The sequence below is a fragment of the Salinimicrobium oceani genome, from assembly GCF_012037645.1.
On sequence record NZ_JAAVJR010001342.1, the window covers coordinates 1 to 324 of the forward strand.

At 41.0% G+C, this 324-nt stretch carries 1 protein-coding gene; it reads left to right on the top strand.

Going from position 1 to position 324, the window contains the following annotated elements; all coding sequences use genetic code 11:
* A partial coding sequence (locus tag HC175_RS22115; RefSeq protein ID WP_168140009.1) for a thioredoxin family protein occupies positions 1–324 on the top strand: 324 nt, incomplete at both ends.

Sequence of the window (324 nt, forward strand, 5' to 3'; positions counted from 1 at the left end):
TATGGATGCCTATACCGTCTGGTGTGGCCCCTGTAAATTACTTGATAAAAATACTTTTTCTAATAAAGACGTGGCTGCTTATATCAACAAGCACTACTACCCGGTAAAGTTTAATGCTGAAGGCACCGAAGCAATAAATTACAGAGATCTTACCTTTACCAATCCGGATCATGATCCAAACAGGAAAGGCCGCAACAGTACACATCAATTTGCACGAGCTATGAAAATCACAGGCTACCCCAGCCTGATTTTCTTCGACGAAAAAGGGGATTTGATAGGACCTATACCGGGATATCGCAATCCTCATCAAATAGAATTGTTTCT